The organism is Streptomyces sp. NPDC059371, assembly GCF_042751995.1.
Lineage (GTDB): Bacteria > Actinomycetota > Actinomycetes > Streptomycetales > Streptomycetaceae > Streptomyces.
Genome location: NZ_JBHYXD010000011.1, coordinates 97,297 through 116,497, shown reverse-complemented (window position 1 = coordinate 116,497; position 19,201 = coordinate 97,297). Strand labels below are relative to the sequence as shown.

Below are 19,201 nucleotides of genomic sequence, written 5' to 3'. Positions count from 1 at the left end.
CGGGGCGCGGGCGCCCCCCCACAACACCCCCAACGCGCCCGCGCCCCCCCCCCCCCGCCGCCGCGCCCCCCCCCCCCCCCCCCGGCCCCCCCCCGCCCCGCGGGGGCACCCCTCGCCCCCCCCCGCCCCCCCCGGCACCGGCATGACGGCACCCGCACGGTCCGGACGGCTCCCGGTCCCCGTTCCCGATCAGGGCGGCGACGCCGGGGAGTTGTCGGCGGGCCGTGCCAGGATGGGCCTGTGACACAGACTTTCGGTACGCCGTTCATCGGCCGGGGTGACGAACTCGCCCGGCTCACCGGCGTGCTGGAGCGAGCCGGGGGCGGCGAGCCGCGCGCGGTCCTGGTGGCCGGCGACGCCGGCGTCGGCAAGACCCGCACGCTCACGGAGGCCGCGGCGCACGCGACCGCCGCCGGGACGACGGTCCTCATCGGCCACTGCGTGGACCTCGGCGACGTGGGCCTGCCGTACCTCCCGTTCACGGAGATCCTGGGCGCGGCCGCCGCCGACGAGCGCCTCGCCCCGGCGTTCGCGGCCCACCCGGCGGTGGACCGGCTGACCGGCTCCGGCCCGGAGCCCGGCGGCGCGTCCGACCCCGGCGGCCGGCTCCGGCTCTTCGAGGCCGTCGCGGGTCTCCTCGCCGACCTGGCCGACATCACCCCGCTCCTGCTGATCATCGAGGACCTCCACTGGGCGGACCAGTCCTCCCGCGACCTGCTGCGCTTCCTGCTCAGCCGGGGCGTACTCCAGCGGCCCCCGGCCGGGGGTCCGGCCCGGCGCCTCGCGGTCTTCGCCTCGTACCGCGCGGACGACCTGCACCGCCGCCACCCGCTGCGCCCCCTGCTCGCCGAGCTGATCCGGCTGCCGGCCGTCGACCGGCTGGAGCTGCGGCCCATGGCCGACGCCGACGTGGCCCGGCTCGTGCGCGCGCTGCGCACCGGCCCGGTCTCCGACACCACGGTCCACAGCATCGTCGAGCGCGCCGAGGGCAACGCCTTCTACGCCGAGGAACTGCTCGCCGCGCTGCCCGGCGACGACTCCCCCGTCTCCCCCGCCATGCCCAGCGGACTCGCCGACGTCCTCCTCATCCGCATCGAGCAACTCTCCGACACCGCCCAGCAGGTGCTGCGCACGGCGGCCGTCGCGGGGCGCCGCGTAGAGCACGAACTGCTGCGTGACGCCGTACAACTCCCGGAGGACGAACTGGAGTCGGCGCTGCGCGAGGCCGTCGGACACCAGCTCCTGGTGCCCGGGAGCGACGCGACGTACTCGTTCCGCCACGCGCTCACCCGCGAGGCCGTGTACGCGGACCTGCTGCCCGGCGAACGGGTGCGGCTGCACAGCCGGTTCGCCGGACTCCTCGCGGGACCCGCCCGTTCGGCGAAGAACGCGGCGGAGCGCGCCCACCACTCGCGCGAGAGCCACGACCTGGCCGACGCGCTCACCGCCTCCCTCGAAGCCGCCGATCACGCCCAGCGCGTCGGCGCGCCCGCCGAGGAGCTGCGCCACCTGGAGACCGCCCTCGAACTGTGGCCCGCGGTGGACGCCGGCGCCCGCCCCGGGGGCGCCGGTCCCGTCACCCTCACCCTGCGCGCCGCGGCCGCCGCCGCCAGCGCCGGGGAGATGCATCGCGCGGTCCACCTCACCCGTGACGCGCTCGCCAGGGCCGGCTCCGACGCCGACTCCGAGCTCGCCGCCCGGGTCCGGTACACGCTCGCGGGCAACCTGATGCGGATCGACAGCCTGAAGGACGCGTTCACGTACAGCAGCGAGGCGCTCGCCCTGATCCCGGCCGAACCGCCCTCGTACACCTGGGTGTGGGCGGCGGCCACCCATGTCATGGCGGCCCGTCTGGTGGGGCGGGACGAGGACGCCGAGCGGGTCGCCCGGCAGGCGCTCGCCACCGCCGAACAGCTCCGGCTGGCCGACGCCCAGGCCGACCTGACGATCTCCCTGGTCGGCATGGAGGCGGACAACCGGCGCACCCCGAAGGGCCGCGAACGCCTGCGCCGGGCACGTGAACTGGCCCACGGCGCAGGGAACTTCCCGGTGGAGATGCGGGCGCTGTTCAACCTGGCCATCGGATGCTACGAATCCGGTGACCTGGAGGAGTGTCTGACCTGGCTCGGCGACGGCGTGGACCGCGCCCGCCGCGCCGGTCTCCTCCCCTCGCCGTACGCCCTGGAACTGCGCTACCTCCAGTCGCTCGTGCTCTACACACTGGGCCGCTGGGACGCGTGCGCGCGAGCGGCCGCCGAGGACGCCGAACTGCTCCCGGCGGCGGCCGGGTTCGCTTCCGGCCCCGCCCTGTACGTCGCCCTCGCCCGCGGCGCGCACGAGGCGGCCGTCGCCGGAGCCCGCGCCCTGCTCGACCGGCCCTTCGACTGGATGTCGACGCTCGTCGCGAGCATCGTCCTGACCGACGCGGCGGCCCTCGGCGGCGACGCGGAGGAAGCCGTACGGCGGCTGCGCACCGCGGCCGAGGCGCTCACGGACGTCACCGGCAGCGGTCCGCCGCCCGTCGTGGTGCGGCTCGCGGCGCTCGCGCTGTCGGCGGTCGCGGACGCGGCGGAGAAGGCGCGCCGCGACGGCGACACGGCCGGCGGCGACCGCTGGGCGGACACCGCGACCGAGCTGGTGGAGCTGGCGAGGACCGCGGTGGCCCGCGGCGGCAAGGGCGCCGAGCAGGGGCCAGAGGGCCGGGCCTGGACCGCCCGTGCCGAGGCGGAGTGGCTGCGGGCCCGCACCGGTCCGGACGTGGCGGCCTGGGAACGGGCGGTCACGGCCTTCGGCTACGGCGATCCCTACGAGCTGGCCAGGAGCAGACGGCGGCTCGCGGAGGCCCTTCTCGCGGCGGGCCGCCGGGAGGAGGCCGGCGAACAGGCCCGCGCCGCCCACGACACCGCCGTACACCTCGGCGCGGAGCCGCTGCGCGAGGCCCTGGACACGCTCGTGCGGCGCGGCCGCCTCGCCGAGTCACCGGCCGCCGGGGAACGCATCGCCGCGCTGACCGCCCGGGAGAGCGATGTGCTGCGGCTGCTCGGCCGCGGGCGCACCAACCGCCAGATCGGCGAGGAGCTGTTCATCAGCGGCAAGACGGCGAGCGTCCACGTCTCCAACATCCTCGCCAAGCTGGGTGCCGCGAGCCGCACCGAGGCCGTGGCCATCGCCTACCGCGAGGGACTGATCGAGCCGGAGACGACACCGTCCGCGTGAACGTCCGCAACGGCCGAGGGCCGGGACACCCGTAAGGTGTCCCGGCCCTCGCTCACAGGGGGCGAGCCGTCTCGAACCGGCCTCAGACCAGGTTGACCGACCGCGCCGACGTCGCGCCGATCTCCTCGGAGAGCTCGGTGAGAACGGTCGGCGGCACGGTGTCGTCGACGGTGAGGACCGCGAGGGCCTCGCCACCGACGTCCGCGCGGGCGACCTGCATGCCGGCGATGTTGATACCGGACTCGCCGAGGATGCGGCCGACGGTGCCGACGACACCGGGACGGTCCTCGTAGCGAAGGACGAGCATGTGGTCGGCGAGCGCGAGGTCCACGTCGTACTCACCGACGGCGACGATCTTCTGGAGGTGCTTCGGGCCGGCCAGCGTGCCGGAGACCGCGACCTCCTGGCCGTCGCTGAGCGTGCCGCGCACGGTGACCACGTTGCGGTGGTCCGGGGACTCGGAGCTCGTGGTCAGCCGGACCTCGACACCGCGCTCCTGCGCGAACAGCGGGGCGTTGACGTACGACACGGTCTCGTCGACGACGTCCTCGAACACGCCCTTGAGCGCGGAGAGTTCGAGCACCTTGACGTCGTGCTGGGTGATCTCGCCGTACACCTCGACGTCGAGGCGGACCGCGACCTCGCCCGCGAGCGCGGTGAAGATGCGGCCGAGCTTCTCGGCGAGCGGCAGACCGGGCTTGACGTCCTCGGCGATGACGCCGCCCTGGACGTTGACCGCGTCCGGGACGAGCTCACCGGCGAGAGCGAGGCGCACCGAGCGGGCGACGGAGATACCGGCCTTCTCCTGGGCCTCGTCCGTGGAGGCGCCGAGGTGCGGGGTGCAGACGACCTCGTCGAGCTCGAACAGCGGGGAGTCCGTGCAGGGCTCCTTCGCGTACACGTCGAGGCCGGCGCCGGCGACGCGGCCCTCCTTGAGCGCCGAGTACAGCGCCTCCTCGTCGACGATCCCACCGCGCGCGGCGTTGACGATGCGCACGGTCGGCTTGACCTTGTGCAGGGCCTCGTCGCCGATGAGACCGAGGGTCTCGGGGGTCTTCGGCAGGTGCACCGTGATGAAGTCCGCGACCTCGAGCAGCTCGTCGAGGGTGAGGATCTTCACGCCCATCTGCGCGGCCCGCGCGGGCTGGATGTAGGGGTCGTAGGCGACGACCTTCATGCCGAAGGCGGACATGCGCTGCGCGACGAGCGCGCCGATGCGGCCGAGGCCGACGACGCCGAGGGTCTTCTCGGCGAGCTCGACACCGGTGTACTTGCTGCGCTTCCACTCGCCGTTCTTCAGCGCCGTGTTGGCCTGCGGGATGTGGCGCGCGGTGGCGAGGAGGAGACCGCAGGCCAGCTCGGCCGCGGTCACGATGTTGGAGGTGGGGGCGTTGACGACCATCACGCCGGCCTTGGTGGAGGCGGAGACGTCGACGTTGTCCAGGCCGACGCCGGCTCGTGCGACGACCTTCAGCTTCTTGGCGGCGGCGACGGCCTCGGCGTCGACCTTGGTGGCCGAGCGGATCAGGATGGCGTCGACGTCGGCGATGGCGGGCAGCAGTTCGGCACGGTCCGCGCCGTTGCAGTGCCGGATCTCGAAGTCCGGGCCCAGGGCGTCTACGGTCGCGGGCGACAGCTCTTCAGCGATGAGTACGACAGGTTTCGAGCTCACGTGAGTCCTCACAAGTCCAATGCGGACGGCCGTCCCGACGGCCGCAGGCGGTGGAGGGTTTGCAGCGGCCCCGGGGTGTGCCTGCACTTCTTGTGGGGTCGCTCGAGCCGCGTGGAAGACGCACGACGCTGTGGGCCTGACGCGTTGTTGCTGTGCAGTGTAGTGGCGCCGCGGAGGTCGTCCTGCGCCTCCGCGGAAGGATCACCCGTCCGTGGCTGGACGGGATGTCCAACACCGTGACCACGGGCGTTACCCGGGGTTCGACGAAGGGGCCGGAGCATGCCGCTCCGGCCCCTTCCCCAGGCTTACGCCTCGTCGTCGTTGACCCACGACATGAGCTTGCGCAGCTCCTTGCCGGTGGTCTCCAGGAGGTGGTTCTCGTCCTGGGTCTTGTACTCGTTGTACTTCTTCAGGCCCGAGTGGTACTCGTCCATCCAGTTACGGGCGAACGTGCCGTCCTGGATCTCGGCGAGGACCTGCTTCATCTCGGCCTTGGTGGCGTCCGTGATGATGCGCGGGCCGGTGATGTAGTCGCCCCACTCGGCGGTCTCGGAGACGGACCAGCGCATCTTCTCCAGGCCGCCCTCGTACATGAGGTCGACGATGAGCTTCAGCTCGTGGAGGCACTCGAAGTACGCGATCTCCGGCTGGTAGCCGGCCTCGGTCAGCGTCTCGAAGCCGGCCTTGACCAGGGCGGCGGTGCCACCGCAGAGGACGGCCTGCTCACCGAACAGGTCGGTCTCGGTCTCCTCGGTGAAGGTCGTCTTGATGACGCCGGCGCGGGTGCCGCCGATGGCCTTGGCGTACGAGAGGGTGAGGGCGAAGGCGTTGCCGGTCGCGTCCTGCTCGACGGCCGCGATACACGGAACGCCGCGGCCCTCCTCGTACTGGCGGCGCACCAGGTGGCCCGGGCCCTTGGGGGCGACCATGCACACGTCGATGCCGGCCGGGGGCTTGATGAAGTCGAAGCGGATGTTCAGGCCGTGGCCGAAGAACAGCGCGTCGCCGTCGTTGAGGTTGCCCTTGATGGACTCCTCGTAGACCTGGGCCTGGATCGGGTCCGGCACCAGGATCATGATGACGTCGGCCTCGGCGGCGGCCTCCGACGGGGTCACCACGCGCAGGCCCTGCTCCTCGGCCTTCGCCTTGGACTTGGAGCCCTCGTGCAGACCGACCCGGACGTCGACACCCGAGTCGCGCAGCGACAGCGCGTGGGCGTGACCCTGGCTGCCGTAGCCGATGACCGCGACCTTGCGGCCCTGGATGATGGACAGGTCGGCGTCGTCGTCGTAGAACAGCTCGGCCACTGGGGTTCTCCTTGTTTTCCGGTATTTCCGGTGTTGCGTCCCACCGTACGGCGGGCGGGGGAAGTGAAGTTCTCGGGTCTCGGTATACGGGCGGACCGGGTGGGCGGTCCGCCCGTACGGCCGGTGTTTCCTGGCCTAGGCCGACCGGTCCAGTGCGCGCAGCGACCGGTCGGTGATCGAACGCGCCCCGCGTCCGATCGCGATCGTGCCGGACTGGACGAGCTCCTTGATGCCGAACGGCTCCAGCATCTTGAGCATGGCCTCCAGCTTGTCGGCGCCGCCGGTGGCCTCGATGGTGACGGCCTCCGGGGAGACGTCGACGGTCTTGGCACGGAACAGCTGAACGATCTCGACGATCTGGGAGCGCGTCTCGTTGTCGGCGCGCACCTTCACCAGAACGAGTTCCCGCTGAACGGCCGAACCGGGTTCCAGTTCGACGATCTTCAGGACGTTGACGAGCTTGTTGAGCTGCTTGGTGACCTGTTCGAGGGGCAGTGCCTCGATCACGTTCACCACGATGGTGATGCGGGAGATCTCGGGGTGCTCGGTGACACCGACGGCGAGGGAGTCGATGTTGAAGCCGCGCCGGGAGAACAGGGCGGTGATCCGGGCGAGGACACCGGGCTTGTTCTCGACGAGGACGGAGAGGGTGTGCTTGCTCATGGGTCTGACTCGGCTCTCTCTCAGTCGTCTTCGTTGTCGCCGAAGTCGGGGCGGACGTCCCGGGCGAACATGACCTCGTCGTTGGAGGTGCCGGCGGCGACCATCGGCCACACCATCGCGTCCTCGTGGACGATGAAGTCGACCACGACCGGGCGGTCGTTGATCGAATTCGCCTCCTCGATCACCTTGTCGAGGTCGTCCGGGGACTCGCAGCGGATGGCGTGACAGCCCATCGCCTCCGACAGCTTGACGAAGTCGGGGATCCGGGTGCCGGCGCTCGGCTGCTTGCCGTCCGCGTCCGGGCCGCTGTGCAGCACGGTGTTGGAGTAGCGCTGGTTGTAGAAGAGGGTCTGCCACTGGCGGACCATCCCGAGGGCGCCGTTGTTGATGATGGCGACCTTGATCGGGATGTTGTTCAGGGCGCAGGTGGTGAGTTCCTGGTTGGTCATCTGGAAGCAGCCGTCGCCGTCGACCGCCCAGACCGTACGGTCCGGCTGTCCGGCCTTGGCTCCCATCGCGGCCGGGACCGCGTAGCCCATCGTTCCGGCGCCGCCGGAGTTCAGCCAGGTGGAGGGCTGCTCGTACTGGATGTAGTGCGCGGCCCACATCTGGTGCTGGCCGACGCCCGCCGCGAAGATCGTGCCCTCCGGGGCGAGCTGTCCGATGCGCTCGATGACCTGCTGCGGGGAGAGCGAGCCGTTGTCGGGCTGCTCGTAGCCGAGCGGGTAGGTCTCGCGCCAGCGGTTGAGGTCGCTCCACCAGGCGGTGTAGTCGCCGGTGTTCCCCTCGCTGTGCTCCTTCTGGACCGCCTGGACCAGGTCGGCGATGACCTCGCGGGCGTCTCCGACGATCGGCACGTCGGCGGCGCGGTTCTTGCCGATCTCGGCCGGGTCGATGTCGGCGTGGACGATCTTGGCGAACGGGGCGAAGCTGTCCAGCTTGCCGGTGACGCGGTCGTCGAAGCGGGCTCCGAGGGCGACGATCAGGTCGGCCTTCTGCAGCGCGGTGACGGCGGTGACCGAACCGTGCATGCCCGGCATCCCCACGTGAAGATGGTGGCTGTCGGGGAACGCGCCGAGCGCCATCAGGGTGGTGGTGACGGGCGCTCCGGTGAGTTCCGCGAGGACCTTCAGCTCGGCGGTGGCGTGCGCCTTGAGGACGCCGCCGCCGACGTACAGCACGGGCCGCTTGGCCTGGCTGAGCAGCCTGGCCGCCTCGCGGATCTGCTTGGCGTGCGGCTTGGTCACCGGACGGTAGCCGGGCAGGTCCTGGGTGGGCGGCCACTGGAAGGTGGTCCGGGCCTGGAGGGCGTCCTTGGCGATGTCGACGAGGACGGGGCCGGGCCGGCCGGTGGAGGCGATGTGGAAGGCCTCCGCGATCGTCCGCGGGATGTCCTCGGCCTTGGTGACCAGGAAGTTGTGCTTGGTGACCGGCATCGTGATGCCGACGATGTCCGCCTCCTGGAAGGCGTCCGTGCCGATCGCCTTGGACGCGACCTGCCCGGTGATCGCCACGAGCGGCACCGAGTCCATGTGCGCGTCGGCGATCGGGGTGACCAGGTTGGTCGCGCCGGGGCCGCTGGTCGCCATGCAGACGCCGACCTTGCCGGTGGCCTGCGCGTAGCCGGTGGCTGCGTGGCCGGCGCCCTGCTCGTGGCGCACGAGCACGTGCCGCACCCGCTTGGAGTCCATCAGCGGGTCGTAGGCCGGAAGGATCGCACCGCCGGGAATGCCGAATACGGTCTCGGCCCCGACCTCCTCGAGCGAGCGGATGAGGGACTGCGCGCCCGTGACGTGCTCGGGGGCGGACTGCTGTCCTCCGGAACGGGGCCGCGGCTGCGGATGGTGGGCCCCGGTGGCCTGCTCGGTCATCGGCATTCTCTTCTCGATGCTGAGGGTTTTTGCGACTTTTGTGCGGGTGTACGACTGATGCCTGTGCAACAAAAAACCCCTCGTGCCGTGAGGCAAGCGAGGGGAGCGCGCCGGGTGCGGTCGCTGGGTGTTCCGGAGTTTTCCGGAGGCCACCTAGCTTCAGCCGACGCGCTTTCCAAGTACGAGAATTCGGGTGCGCATGGCATTGACCCTCCCCCCGGCACGCACCGACTGTCAAGTAGGTGGGACGGGAGTCTCATTATGTGAGCGGAGGACGGTTCCGCCCCCGAGGACGACGGGCACTCCACCCGTATACACCGCCGCGCCTCCCCCACCGGCGAAGACCGGCTCGGCGGGGCCGTTGGGCACCGGATAGTGGCCGGAAGAGAGTGCTCGGCGCAGCCGGTACTCGTCCAGGGGCCCGGAGAACGCCATGCCCTGTCCATGGGTGCAGCCCATCGCGCGCAGGGCGACCACCTGCTCCGGAAGATCCACCCCGTCGGCCACGGACTGGAGTCCCAGATCGGCGGCGATCCGCAGCAGCCCGCTGGTGATCTTGTGCAGCCGGGCGGACTCGACGACCCCCTCGACCAGACTCCTGTCGAGCCGCAGGACGTCGACGGGGAGCCTCCTCAGCGCCGTGATCGCCGCGTAGCCGCTCCCGAAGCCGTCCAGGGCGATCCGCACACCGAGACGCCGGAGCGCGTTCAGCCGGCGCTCCAGCTCGTCCAGGGGGACCCTCGGATCGGTGTCGGACAGTTCGACGATCAGACCGCCCGAGGCGAGCCCGTGCCGGGTCAGCAGGGACTCCACGGAGCCCAGCGGCATCGAGCGGTCCACCAGACGCCGGGCGGTCATCCGGACCGTGACCGGCACGGCGACGCCCGCGGCGGTGCGCTCAGCGGCCTGCCCGACGGCCTCGTCGAGCATCCAGCGGCCGAGCTCGGCGGTCCTCTCACTGTCCTCGGCGACCCGCAGGAACTCGGCGGGCGTGAAGAGCACCCCTTGGGAGGAACGCCAGCGCGCCTGTGCGGTGACCGACGCGATCCGGCCGTTCTCCAGCGACACCACGGGCTGGTGCAGCAGCGCGAACTCGCCGTCCTGCAACGCGGAGCGCAGCCGGGTCGCCAGCTCCGCCCTGCGGACCACGTCCTGCTGCATCTGGGGCGCGTAGAGCTCGACACGGCCCTTTCCGGCCGCCTTGGCGCGGTACATGGCGAGGTCGGCGTTGCGCAGCAGCTCACCTGCTCCGAGGCCCGGCTCGGCGAAGCCGACGCCGATGGACGCGGCGACCCGGACATCGTTGCCGTCAATACAGTAGGGCTGGGAGAGCCTGATCCGCAGACGGTCGGCGAGTTCCCGTACCTGCTGCTCACGGGCGGTCCGGTCGCGGCCCCCGTCACCGACGATCAGGGCCGCGAACTCGTCCCCGCCGAGCCGGGCGGCGGTGTCGCCGTGCCGGACGGAGTCCTGGAGTCTGCGGGCGGCCTGGACGAGCAGTTCGTCGCCGGCCTGGTGCCCGATGGTGTCGTTGACGGCCTTGAAGCCGTCGAGGTCGATGAAGAGGACGGCGGTGCCCCGGTCGGTGGAGCGGCGCCCGGACAGGGCCTGCTGGACGCGCCGGGTGAACAGCGCGCGGTTGGGCAGGTCGGTGAGCGGGTCGTGCTCGGCGTTGTGCTGCAACTGCGCCTGGAGCCGCACGCGTTCGGTGACATCACGGCTGTTGAAGATGAGGCCGCCGTGGTGCCGGTTGACGGTGGACTCCACGTTGAGCCAGCCGCCGTCGCCGGACCGGAACCTGCACTCGATCCGGGTGGTGGGTTCCTCGGCATGGCTGGCCGCGAGGAAGCGCCGTACTTCGTGGACCACGCAGCCGAGGTCCTCGGGGTGGATGAGCGAGGCGAGTTCGGAGCCGACCAGTTCCTCGGCGTCACGGCCGTAGACCCCGGCGGCGGCCGGGCTGACGTATCTCAGGATGCCGTTCGGCGCGGCGATCATGATGACGTCGCTCGAACCCTGCACCAGGGAACGGAAGTGGTTCTCCTTCTGGGCCAGTTCCTGGGTGAGGGTGATGTTGTCGAGCAGCATGATGCCCTGGCGCACCACGAGGGCGAGGACGACGAGACCGGCGGTGACGAGCACCACGCGGTCCACCCTGCGTCCGTTGAGGATGTTGTACAGGATCCCCAACGTGCAGACGGCGGCGGCGAGATAGGGCGTCAGGGCGGCCAGTGATCCGGTGATCGGACGCGCCGCCGGGGAGCGGCCCGGGCCCTGGGGGTCCGCGGGCGCGGGTCCGCCCTGCCCCCCGTGGCGGGGGTCCGGCTCCTCGTGCCGCCCCTGGCCGCCGTGGGACCCGGGCCGCTCCTGCGAGGCTCCTTGTCCGGGCGCCGGACGGGTGCCCTGGGTCCCGGCCGGGACGCGGCTTCCCGGGGGCCCGTGCTGCCCTTCCCTGCGCTGTCCGGGGATGCCCTCGTGCGCCACGCGCGCGTGCTCCTCCGAGCCCGGCTCGTCCGGCCCGCGCGGGTCGGGTCCGCGCGGGTCGGGTCCGCTCGGCTCGGGGCCTCGGGGCTCGGGTCCGCGCGACTCCGGGCCGTACGCGTCGATGTCGACGCCGTCCTCGCCGGTGGTGTGCTCCTGGCCGGAGTGTTCCCCGGTCTCGTGCCCGTACCGGGTGACGACCCAGGGGGCGTAGGCGAGGAGCAGCGAGCCGGCGAACCAGCCCGCGTCGAGGAGCTGGCCCGAGTGGTAACTGTTGTGCAGGAGGGGCGAGGTGAACAGCGCGTCGCACATCACGGTCAGGGCGAGCGCCCCGATCGCCGTGTTCACCGCCGACCTGTTCACCGACGAGCGCCTGAAGTGCAGCGCGAGCACCATGCTGACCAGCGCGATGTCCAGCAGCGGATACGCGAGGGACAGCGCGGTGTGCGCGACGCTCGGCCCGTCGAACCGCGCGGCCTGGGCGAGCGCCAGACTCCAGGACAGGGTGAGCAGCGATCCGCCGATGAGCCAGGCGTCCAGCGCGAGACACACCCAGCCCGCCCTGGTGACGGGCCGCTTGGCGAGCACCAGCAGTCCGACGATGGCGGGCGGCGCGAAGCAGAGGAAGAACAGATCGGCGTAGCTCGGGGTGGGCACGGGGCGGTCGAGGACGACCTCGTACCACCCCCAGACCAGGTTGCCGAGCGAGGCCATCGCCGAGGAGAGCGCGAACAGCAGCCACGCGGGTCGAAAGCGGCTGCGGCGGTGGCGTGCGTAGAGGAAACAGGAGACCGCCGCGGTACCCGCGGCGACGCTCAGCCCGAAGTCGCCCATGACCAGCGCGAGACTCGTGGAGCCCCAGCCGAGCGCGGAACCGACGGCGTAGGCCGCGCACACCAGGGCCAGCGCGAGTTGCGAGAACAGGCCCGTCCCACCGTCGAACACCGTCCGACGGATCAGCAGCGCTCCCGGGGAGCTCACCGGGCCCACCCGGTCCGCACCCGTGGGTCCCGCCGGTCCCGGCACGCCGGGTGCCCGTGCCTCCGGCGGCCCGGATGCCTGCGGTGGTGATGGCTTGCGTGACCGCGGCTGTGCGTGGCCGCGCGCCAGGGTCGTCGTCGGCGGCGACCCCGCCGCGTCGGATCGTTGGTCCATAGGCCGTGCATCGCCCGTCGCCCCCCTCGCAGTCTCAAAGTCCGTCCCCGGCGCCGAACGGTGCGCGGCGCAGCCCCTGTCCGGACGATACACCAGTCTCGTCACTCAGGGACATAGTTCCTCTACGCTCCGTAACGACCAGGGACTATGCCGGCACTGCCCGCGTTCGGGGAACTGCGGAGAGTGCCCGGGGCGGACGGCGAGCGAACAGGGCGCTGCTCAGGTGCCGGTGGTAAGGACCACGTTGCGCAACGGCTCCCGGTTCACGAAGCGGGTGAGCTGATCGGCGAGCAGCCGTTTGGCGCGCGGCCAGAACGCCGAGGTCGGCCCCCCGACATGGGGGCTGATGAGCACGCCGGGCGCGTGCCACAGCGGGTGGCCCGGGGGCAGCGGTTCGGGGTCGGTGACGTCGAGGGCCGCGGTGATGCGCCCGCTCTTCAGCTCGCCGAGCAGCGCGTCCGTGTCGACGACGGGTCCGCGGGCCATGTTCACCAGGAGCGCGCCGTCCTTCATCCGGGACAGGAAGCCGGCGTCCGCCAGTCCGCGGGTGCTGTCCGTGAGGGGCGTGGACAGGATGACGACGTCGGACTCGGGGAGGAGGGAGGGCAGTTCGGTGAGGGGGCGCACGGGACCGCGCGCCGTGGCACGGGCGGAGCGTGCGACGCGCGCCACCCGCGCGAGCTCGAACGGCGCGAGCCTGTCCTCGATGGCCGACCCGATGGACCCGTACCCCACGATGAGAACGGACTTGTCGGCCAGTGCGGGACGGAAGCCCGAGCGCCACTCCTGCTTGTCCTGGCCGCGCACGAAGTCGGGGATCCCGCGCAGCGAGGCGAGGATCAGGGCGAGCGCGAGTTCGGCGGTGCTCGCCTCGTGCACCCCGCGGGCGTTGCACAACTCCACGCCGGACGGCAGGGAGTTGAGGTTCGGCAGGACGTGGTCGACGCCGGCGGAGAGGGTCTGCACGGCCCGCACCGACGTCATTTCGGCCATCGGCCGCTGCGAGACGGCGGGCGGCTTCATATAGGGCACGACGTAGAACACGCAGTCGGCGGGATCCGCGGGGAACTCCTGGCCGCCGTCCCAGAAACGGTAGTTGAGGCCCTCGGGAAGTCCGTCGATCTCGTCCGCGTGGAAGGGGAGCCAGACATCGGAAGTCATGGTCAGGAGGTTATGCCAGGCGCCCATGCGCGCAGAGGTTAGGTTGGGGGTCGGCAGAAGGAGGAGCACGGCCAGGTGGAGCGCAGAACGATCGGGGCCGCGGCGCTCGGTGTGGGGGCGGTCGGACTCGGATGCATGCCGATGAGCTGGGCTTACACCGGGTCACAACAGCGTGGCGAGGAGTCGCTGCGCGCGGTGAACGCGGCACTGGACCGGGGGTCGACGCTGCTCGACACGGCGGACATGTACGGGCCCTTCACCAATGAGCTGCTCGTGGGACGCGTCCTGAAGGAACGGCGTGCCGAGGCCTTCGTGTCGACCAAGGTCGGCCTGCTGGTGGGCGACCAGCACCTCGTGGCCAACGGCCGCCCCGGCTATGTGAAACGGGCGTGCGACGCGTCGCTGCGCCGGCTGCAGACAAATGTGATCGACCTCTACCAGCTTCACCGCGCGGACCCGGAAGTGCCGGTCGAGGAGACGTGGGGCGCGATGGCCGAGCTCGTCGCGGCCGGAAAGGTCCGCTCGCTCGGGCTGTGCGCGGTGGGAGCCGGGTCCGGCCGCTGGGCGGGGGCGCGGCCGCACGACGGAACGATCCGCCTGCTGGAGCGGGTGCAGCAGGTCTTCCCGGTGAGCACCGTGCAGGCCGAGCTGTCGGTGTGGTCGGCGGAGGCGCTGGACGCGCTGCTGCCGTGGTGTGCGGCGCGCGGGGTCGGATTCCTCGCCGCGATGCCGCTCGGCAACGGCTTCCTGACCGGGACGCTGACCCCCGGCGAGGGCTTCGAGCCCGACGACGCGCGGGCCCGCCATCCGCGCTTCACCGCGGAGATGATGGCCGCGAACCAGCCCATCGTCGTCGGTCTAAGACGCGTCGCGCGGCGGCACGGGGGCGGCGCCCGTCCCGTCACGCCCGCGCAGGTGGCGCTGGCGTGGGTCCTGGCTCAGGGTCCGCACGTCGTCCCGGTGCCGGGGGCCAAGCGGGAGCGCTGGGTCGCGGAGAACGCGGGGGCGGCCGGACTGCGGCTGACGGCGGAGGATCTCGCCGAGGTGGCGGCGCTGCCGGGGGCGCTGGGATCCTGGGACTGAGCGGCGCTTCCGGAGCCCGGCGCGGATCTCCCGGCCGGGACCGGGAACCCGGGGAACGCGAGCGGTGTATGAACAGGAGGACCGCCGCGTCGAAGGGAACCTGATGGTGCAAGTTCGAGCAGTGACAGTCGTGTTGGCCGCGAGCGTGCTTCTGGTGACGGCCGGCTGCTCCTCCGGTGAGGAGGGAGGAGCGGACGGCTCGGGCACGTCGCCCGGCATCGGGGGCGGGGCGTCCCACGCGTCCTCCGCCCCGAGCGCCACCGCAGGGCCGACGCCGCCCGCGAAGGGCTCGGTGCGGGTCCTGCGCACCGTCACCGAGGGCCTCGACACCCCTTGGGGCCTCGCCCCGCTGGCCGGGGGCGGTCTGCTGGTGTCCTCGCGGGACAAGGGGACGATCACCCGGATCGACGAGAAGACCGGCGCGAAGACAGTGCTGGGCGAGGTCGCGGGGGTGGCCCCGGCCGGCGAGGGCGGCCTCCTCGGCATCGCGCTCTCGCCGGACTTCGCCTCCGACCACATGATCTACGCGTACCTGACCACGGCCTCCGACAACCGCATCGTCCGCATGCTGTACGACGACCGCAAGCCGTCCGGCGAGCAGCTCGGGGCGCCGGACACGATCTTCAAGGGCATCCCCAAGGGCGTGATCCACAACGGTGGCCGGATCGCCTTCGGTCCGGACCGGATGCTCTACGCGGGCGCCGGTGAGACGGGTGACCGGGGCCTGGCCCAGGACAAGAAGTCGCTCGGCGGGAAGATCCTGCGCATGACGCCGGAGGGCGAGCCCGCGCCGGGCAATCCGTTCCCCGACTCGGTCGTGTACTCGTACGGGCACCGCAACGTCCAGGGTCTCGCCTGGGACGACAAACAGCGGCTGTGGGCCTCGGAGTTCGGCCAGGACACCTGGGACGAGCTGAACCAGATCAAGCCCGGCGACAACTACGGCTGGCCGGTGGTGGAAGGGATCAGCCACAACTCGGCGTACCACGATCCGATCGTCCAGTGGAAGACCGACGAGGCCTCCCCGAGCGGGATCGCCTACGCCGAGGGGTCCCTGTGGATGGCGGCTCTCAAGGGCGAACGCCTGTGGCGCATCCCGTTGAACGGCACCGAGGCGTCCGCGGCGCCCGAGGCCTTCCTGACGGGCAGGTACGGCCGCCTCCGCACCGTCGTCTCCGCGGGCGGCGACAGGCTCTGGCTGACGACGAGCGAGACCGACGGCCGCGGCACCCCCGTGAAGGGCGACGACCGGCTCCTGGAGCTGGAGGTGAAGTAGGACGGCGGGCCGGGGGCGACCGCGGTGCCCCTCGGCCCGGATTCCCCGTAGGCGCGCCCCTCAGCCGGCCCCTCAGCCGGCCGCTCGGGCGGCCGGGCCGTCCGGCGGGAAGAGCCGCAGCCGGTGGGCCAGTGCGGCCGCCTCGCCCCGTCCCGAGACGTCCAGCTTGGCCAGGATGTTCGAGACGTGGACGCTGGCCGTCTTCGGGGAGATGAAGAGTTCCTCGGCGATCTGGCGGTTGCTGCGGCCGGCGGCGACCAGACGCAGGACATCGCGCTCGCGGCTGGTCAGGCCGAACGCGGCCGCGGGGTCGGCGGGAGCGGTCCGCGACGGTTCGGGCGGGTGTTCCAGGGTGATGCGGGCACGCTGGGCGAGCAGCGCGACGGCGTCGGCGAGCGGACGGGCCCCGAGGTGCCCCGCGACGGCGCCGGCCAGCCGCAGGAGTTCCGCGGCGCGGCCGCGCTCGTCGTCGCCCGCGCCCGTGAGCAGCAGGGCCTCGGCGAGACGGAGCCGGACCCGGGCGAGGTCGTAGGGGCGCTCCAGGGGTTCGACGGCCTCGACCACCTCGGACCACTGGCCGGGGCTGCTCGCGCCGTCGGCCCGCCGGAGTTCGGCGCGCAGCCATTCGGCGTGGGCGCTCCAGACGGGCGCTCCGGTGGCCAGGGTTCTCGCGGCCGTGCGGACGCGGTCCAGGGCGGGGGCGCGACCGGGGGCGGCGACGGGCAGGCCGCGGGCGTCGGCCTCCGCGGTGACGGCGGCCAGCAGGAGCGGCCAGGCGTAGCGCTGGGTGCCGGGCGGGAAGCCCGCGGCCAGGGCCTCCTCCAGGGCGGTGCGGGCGTCGAGGAAGCGGCCCTCGCCCGTTGCGATGCCGATGGTCGTGCACAGCAGCGGCAGGGAGTGCTGGGGCATCGGGTCATGGGTGCCGAAGTGCCCTCGGGCGGCGGTCAGTTGGCGTCCCGCCTCGATGAGGTCCCCGCGGGCCAGGGCCACGGGCGCGAGTCGGGACGCGCCCACCCCGGACGCCTTGCCGCCGAGCCCGATGGCCAGGGCGTTGCGGGCGGCCTCGGCGGCCTCGTCCCAGCGGCCGAGCGCGTACAGCGATTCGGAGAGGTTCCCCCAGACCCAGGCCTGGGTGTCCAACAGCCCGTTCCGGCAAGCGAGTTCTATGCCCTCGCGCAGGACGGCGACGGCCTCCCGGGAGCGGCCGACCGATTCCAGGTGGGAGGGCAGGTTGATGTGCAGACGGCCCACGACGTACGCGGCTCCCTGGCGGTTGGCCCGCTCCTTGACCCGGTACATCTCCGCGAGCCCGGCCTCGGTCTCCCCCGCGTCGACCATCAGGCCGCCGAGGGTGAGCCGGGCGTTCAGCTCGGTGTCCCGGGCGCCCACCATGTGCGCGTACTCCACGGCGCGTTCGGCCGCGGAGAGGGCGCCGTGGCCCGGTTGGTGGACCATGCACCAGGCGGCGACCATGGACAGGACCTCGGCGTGCACCTGGGAGGGCGGCAGACCGCGCACCAGGTCCTGGGCGGCGGCGAGTTCCTTCCAGCCGTTGCCGCGGACCTGTGCCTGTACGAGCCGGGAGCGCTGGATCCAGAACCAGGCGGCGCGCAGCGGGTCGCCCTCGTCCTCCAGGAGGTGCAGCGCCCTTTTGGTCGTCTTCAGGGCGCGTTCGCGTTCCCCGCACAGCCGGCCGGCCACGGCGGCCTCGGCCATGAGGTCCAGGTAACTCAGCGGTGTGGTCGCGCAGTCGGTGCCGGCGGGCGACTCTCCGTGGCCGTCGGGCAGCGGAGGGGGGTAGGCCTCCACGTAGTCGATGGGGCGCAGTTCGGCCCGTACGGTGTCGGGGACCGCCTCCCACAGTTCCATCGCCCGTTCCAGGAGCCGCAGTTGCTCGGAGTGGGCGTGCCGGCGACGGGCCTCCACCGAGGCGTCGAGGACGGCGGGCAGGGCCTTGGCGGCGTCGTGGGCGTGGTACCAGTAGCTGGCCAGCCGGGTGACGCGTTCGTCGGCCGGTACGAGCGCCGGGTCGGCTTCCAGGGCCTCGGCGTAGCGGCGGTTGAAGCGGGAGCGCTCGCCGGGCAGCAGGTCGTCGCTGACGGCCTCGCGGACCAGGGAGTGGCGGAAGCGGTAGCCGTCGCCGCCGGGCGTGGCGATCAGGATGTTGGCGCCGACGCAGGCGCGCAGGGCTTCGATGAGGTCGTCCTCGGCGAGCCGTGCCACGGCGGCGAGCAGGGGGTACTCGACGGTGCTGCCGCCCTCGGCGACGATCCGGGCGACCCGCTGGGCGCTCTCCGGCAGCCCTTCGACGCGGACGAGGAGCAGGTCGCGCAGGGTGTCGGTGAGTCCGGTGCGACAGCCTTCGCGGGCGGCGACGGCGAGTTCCTCGACGAAGAACGCGTTGCCGTCGGAGCGGGCGAAGATCTCGTCGGCCTGGGCGGTGTCGGGTTCGCGGGCGATGATTCCGGCGATCTGACGGCCGACCTCCGCCCGGTTGAAGCGGCTCAGCTCGATGCGGCGGACCGTGCGGAGGCGGTCCAGTTCGGCGAGCAGGGGGCGCAGCGGATGGCGGCGGTGGATGTCGTCGGCGCGGTAGGTGGCGATCACGACGAGGCGGCCGCTGCGCAGCGTGCGGAAGAGGTAGGCGAGCAGATGGCGGGTGGAGGCGTCGGCCCAGTGCAGGTCCTCGAGGACGACGACGACCGTGCGGTCCGCGGCGACGCGTTCCAGCAGGCGGGCGGTGAGCTCGAAGAGGCGGGCCATGCCGTCCTCCTCGTACTGCCGTCCCGGGGTCGTCCGGGCGAGCTCGGGGAGGAGGCGGGCGAGTTCCTCCTCCTGTCCGGCGGCCGCGGCGGCGAGTTCGTCGGGCAGGGCGCGGCGCAGGGCGCGCAGGGCGGTGGAGAAGGGTGCGAAGGGAAGGCCGTCGGCGCCGATCTCGACGCAGCCGCCGGAGGCGACGACGGCGCCCTCGCGGGTGGCGGCGCCGGAGAATTCCTCCAGGAAGCGGGTCTTGCCGACGCCGGCCTCGCCGCCGAGCAGGAACGCCTGTGGCTCTCCCCCGGCGGCGGCGCGGGCGAGCGCGTCGTTCAACACGCCCAGTTCGTCGGCGCGTCCGACGAACACCGGGCTGACGGACCTGGTCTCCACGGGCCCGAGCATGGCACAGGGGTCCGGCAGGGGGGCACCGGTCGCCGGGACGGCGATCAGCGCCCCGCCCGCCGGACGGCCCGTGGACGGTGGGTGCGGGTCGGGGCCCGCCGGGTGGCCGTGCCGCTCAGCCCCTGGTGCGGGCGGTGGCGCGGCGCCGGCCACCCGC

The 19,201-nt window shown here is 72.5% G+C and carries 10 protein-coding genes; 3 read left to right on the top strand and 7 right to left on the bottom strand.

Annotated elements, in window-relative coordinates:
• Positions 1–240 precede the first annotated feature (240 nt).
• On the top strand, positions 241–3,216 hold the full coding sequence (locus ACFXGX_RS09600; protein WP_384787185.1) for an AAA family ATPase: 2,976 nt from the start codon (positions 241–243) through the stop codon (positions 3,214–3,216).
• A gap of 82 nt (positions 3,217–3,298) precedes the next feature.
• Here the strand turns inward: ACFXGX_RS09600 and serA are convergent, their stop codons facing one another.
• The 6 genes from serA to ACFXGX_RS09570 form a co-directional block, all read right to left on the bottom strand.
• Positions 3,299–4,888, bottom strand: a complete 1,590-nt coding sequence (serA, locus tag ACFXGX_RS09595) for a phosphoglycerate dehydrogenase (RefSeq protein WP_384787182.1) — start codon at positions 4,886–4,888, stop codon at positions 3,299–3,301.
• A 305-nt stretch (positions 4,889–5,193) separates the two neighbouring features.
• Entirely contained in the window at positions 5,194–6,195 is a 1,002-nt protein-coding gene (gene ilvC, locus ACFXGX_RS09590) for a ketol-acid reductoisomerase (RefSeq protein ID WP_384787179.1), read from the bottom strand.
• A 135-nt stretch (positions 6,196–6,330) separates the two neighbouring features.
• Positions 6,331–6,858 (bottom strand): acetolactate synthase small subunit, encoded by a 528-nt coding sequence (gene ilvN / locus ACFXGX_RS09585; protein ID WP_266763065.1) that lies wholly within the window; start codon positions 6,856–6,858, stop codon positions 6,331–6,333.
• 20 nt (positions 6,859–6,878) lie between these two features.
• Positions 6,879–8,735: an acetolactate synthase large subunit gene (locus ACFXGX_RS09580; protein WP_384787175.1), complete on the bottom strand. Its 1,857-nt coding sequence runs from the start codon at positions 8,733–8,735 to the stop codon at positions 6,879–6,881.
• A gap of 228 nt (positions 8,736–8,963) precedes the next feature.
• The gene (locus ACFXGX_RS09575) at positions 8,964–12,191 is read right to left on the bottom strand and encodes an EAL domain-containing protein (protein WP_384787172.1); all 3,228 of its coding nucleotides are present in this window, start codon (positions 12,189–12,191) and stop codon (positions 8,964–8,966) included.
• A gap of 393 nt (positions 12,192–12,584) precedes the next feature.
• Positions 12,585–13,526: a 2-hydroxyacid dehydrogenase gene (locus ACFXGX_RS09570; protein ID WP_384787169.1), complete on the bottom strand. Its 942-nt coding sequence runs from the start codon at positions 13,524–13,526 to the stop codon at positions 12,585–12,587.
• Between the two features lie 75 nt (positions 13,527–13,601).
• On the opposite strand from ACFXGX_RS09570, the gene ACFXGX_RS09565 reads away from it, so the two are divergent.
• The gene (locus tag ACFXGX_RS09565; protein ID WP_384787166.1) at positions 13,602–14,609 is read left to right on the top strand and encodes an aldo/keto reductase; all 1,008 of its coding nucleotides are present in this window, start codon (positions 13,602–13,604) and stop codon (positions 14,607–14,609) included.
• A gap of 103 nt (positions 14,610–14,712) precedes the next feature.
• A complete protein-coding gene (locus ACFXGX_RS09560) occupies positions 14,713–15,885 on the top strand; it encodes a PQQ-dependent sugar dehydrogenase (RefSeq protein ID WP_384787163.1) in 1,173 nt (390 codons plus the stop codon).
• A 72-nt stretch (positions 15,886–15,957) separates the two neighbouring features.
• On the opposite strand, the gene ACFXGX_RS09555 is transcribed toward ACFXGX_RS09560, so the two are convergent.
• Positions 15,958–19,044 (bottom strand): AAA family ATPase, encoded by a 3,087-nt coding sequence (locus tag ACFXGX_RS09555; protein WP_384787276.1) that lies wholly within the window; start codon positions 19,042–19,044, stop codon positions 15,958–15,960.
• Positions 19,045–19,201: the final 157 nt, after the last annotated feature.